This is a genomic window from Vulcanisaeta sp. (genome assembly GCF_049966235.1).
Classification (GTDB): domain Archaea; phylum Thermoproteota; class Thermoprotei; order Thermoproteales; family Thermocladiaceae; genus Vulcanisaeta; species Vulcanisaeta moutnovskia.
Genome location: NZ_JBMFVA010000047.1, coordinates 1 through 2,763 on the forward strand (window position 1 = coordinate 1; position 2,763 = coordinate 2,763).

General features: G+C 40.8%; 2 protein-coding genes. One reads left to right on the forward strand and one right to left on the reverse strand.

What is annotated here, in order from left to right; all coding sequences use genetic code 11:
• Nucleotides 1-2,189, reverse strand: a 2,189-nt coding sequence (locus ACP5L5_RS11525; RefSeq protein ID WP_428763952.1) for an ABC transporter substrate-binding protein, incomplete at its 3' end; no start/stop codon positions are given.
• Nucleotides 2,190-2,355: 166 nt separating this feature from the next.
• Between ACP5L5_RS11525 and ACP5L5_RS11530 the strand changes: the two genes are divergently transcribed.
• A partial coding sequence (locus ACP5L5_RS11530) for a hypothetical protein (protein WP_428763954.1) occupies nucleotides 2,356-2,763 on the forward strand: 408 nt, incomplete at its 3' end.

Here is a 2,763-nt window from a genome sequence, read left to right on the forward strand (position 1 = left end):
GTCGTTGTGGTTGATGTAGTCGTGGTTGTTGATGATGTGGTTGTAGTAGTGCTAGTCGTGGTCGTTGAAGTAGTGGTAGTAGTACTAGTTGAAGTAGTTGATGTCACTGGAGTATACGGAATATGGAAGTATGAAGCAACACACTGTTGAATGGAAGCGTCAGGATTTGGCATTCCTAGGAATGCGGCAAACTGACTCAACAATGGATTAGTCCACAATGAACCATTAGCAATAGCCTCAGCCAAAGGAGGAACAACACCAGGAGGAGCATAAGCGCCTTCTAGTATTAGGTATGTTGGTATGCCAGCCCAGGGTACACCAGGGTTCTCAAACATTCTAAATATGCTGTCAAAGAATATTGTACCGTATGTGCACTTGAATAACCAATTAACGTCAACAATAGAGGTCTGGTATTCTGTTGATTCCCAGTTTGTTGCAATAAACATTACGGGAGCCCAATATTCATACCAAGAGAACAATACTTTAATTAACTCTGTATAGTCACTTGAACCTGGTGCGACAGCATCAAAGGCGTAGATCCAGTTGGTAAGGTTTATGTAACCAAGAGTACTGTTAATGCACGTGACTATAGTGCCATTAGGTATCGGTAAGTTCGCCATAGTTACTGGTTTACAATACCAACCTGTCACCTCATTATTATTAACTATGGGAAACGCGAAGGTCCATGGTATTGAATTATTCCTACCTGCTTGAGTAAACTGCCCTAACCAGTATGTGCCTCCGAACCAAGTCCATGCACCGTAGTATCCGTGGTAATAGGCCCCCCAGACGATTGATGATTCCCAATCAAGACCTGGATAAGTTGTGCCATAGAATACTCCTGGATCTTGAGCTATTAATTGACCTGGTATGCCGAACTTTCCTAGATCTGTAATTGCTACTGTGGCCATCTGAATCCAATTAGTTATTCCTGATGGACCATATACATTACCTAACGTTAATAAGGTACCGTTAGGTGCATACCACTGTCCATTCTTCTGGTAGAAGCCTAGGCTCTTAAGTATTTGAGCTGCCTTGGCTGGATTATAGTAACATTTAAACAATATACTTTTGATTTCCTGTGGGAACGTATCAATCATTACTGATGATACTGGTGCTAAGTAATCATCAGTAATGCCTATGGGATTATATGATACGAGTGCTGCAGTTCTATTGACCGCGTAACAGAAGACTGCACGCCTAACCTCAGGAATATTCCATGGATAATAGTATGGGTTAACGAGTATTCCATAGATCCAGAAGGTTGGTAAATAATACATAGACCATCCTGGTGTACTATTTATTACAGTAGCCATGGCAGAGGATGCTGACATCCATATCCAATTAGCCTTATTGCCTTTCATCAGCGTTAACCATGGAGTGGTAGTAAACCAATTTTCAATAGATGGATAGTAATTCCATGTCCCAAGTGGATATGCATTATACCAGGCAGTAAGCAAGTTGGTGGGCTCTACATTAATGGTCATTACTAGGGATGTGGTCATTGATGTCATGTAGTAGGGTCCTAACCCATAGTAGGGTACGACTAGCTTAGTTATGTTATTCTGGCCAAATATTGACGCTTGAGTAACGTTCATGGTCTGTAATTCCTCAACAATAGGTTTCCAAATCACCCACGGGGTATTGTATATTGGATTCGTTAGAATTCCATAGACTATTGTAGGTGAGTATTTCTGAATTAGGAATTGAATGGTGTAATTATCCAGTACTCTTACATCCTCATCAGCATAAGTGTTATTTATAAATGGGTAATACCAGTAGAAGGCCTTAATACCAATGTAGAAGTATGCGTAAGCATCCCATGCCGTGAATGGTATTGTTGCTGATCCATTATACCAGTAGAAGCCGGGTTTAAGGTAAACCGTTAATATGGCACTGCCATTTGGAAGAGTCTTAATAGTCCAGTTTCTAGCTAAAACAGGCCAGAATTGACCAGTGAACGTATTATACCACGCAAATGGTTCATAACTGGTAGTCCACCATAGCAAGTTACCTGGTGCATAATTATTCCAAACAGGTGTACCAGGAACATACTCAAAATAGGCTGGTGTAGGTACAATAATTTTAACTTGGTGACTTTGCTGCGCATATGCTATGCTTATGCTTGCTACTATTGATATCACTGCTACTGCTAGGAGTATTACGCATGGTTTAATTTTACTCGACATAGTTAATTGTTTACTTTCCAAGTTAAATTCATTGCTTCAATATACCGTTGCTAACCTGTTCAATAAATTACATTTAGATATTATATAGTAAAGGTCATTATACTTTAAACATGTTTAGTCTGCTTTGTGGTAGTATTGTTTAATTGCCTGTGGCTCTAAGCCTACTATGGCTAGTAGGTTAAATATGCCTACTGTTTCCGGTACTGCTGGTTTTGGTTGGGAGGTTGTTGATCTTCATAATAATGGTGCTGATGCTTATTTTCAGGTTTTGAATGATTTGGTTATTCAGTGGATTGACCTTGATGCGTCATATATGCTTACTAAGCCACCAAGCAGTGAGGGGTTCGCTGAGGTGCTTATTAATGTCGCTAAGACTCAGTCTAAGCCGCAATTCTCCACCGGCCCCCAGGCATACATTGGTGTGCCTCCTAATGGTTACTTCAGCATGGTTACCGTTCATAATCCCAATAGCCTAAGGGTTGTGCCCGGTGAAACCTTCTATCTCTCTGAGGGGATGTTAATAAGCCTCATTCTTAAGTCTTGGGTTCCAAGCAATGGGGCAGCATCCTCAGTC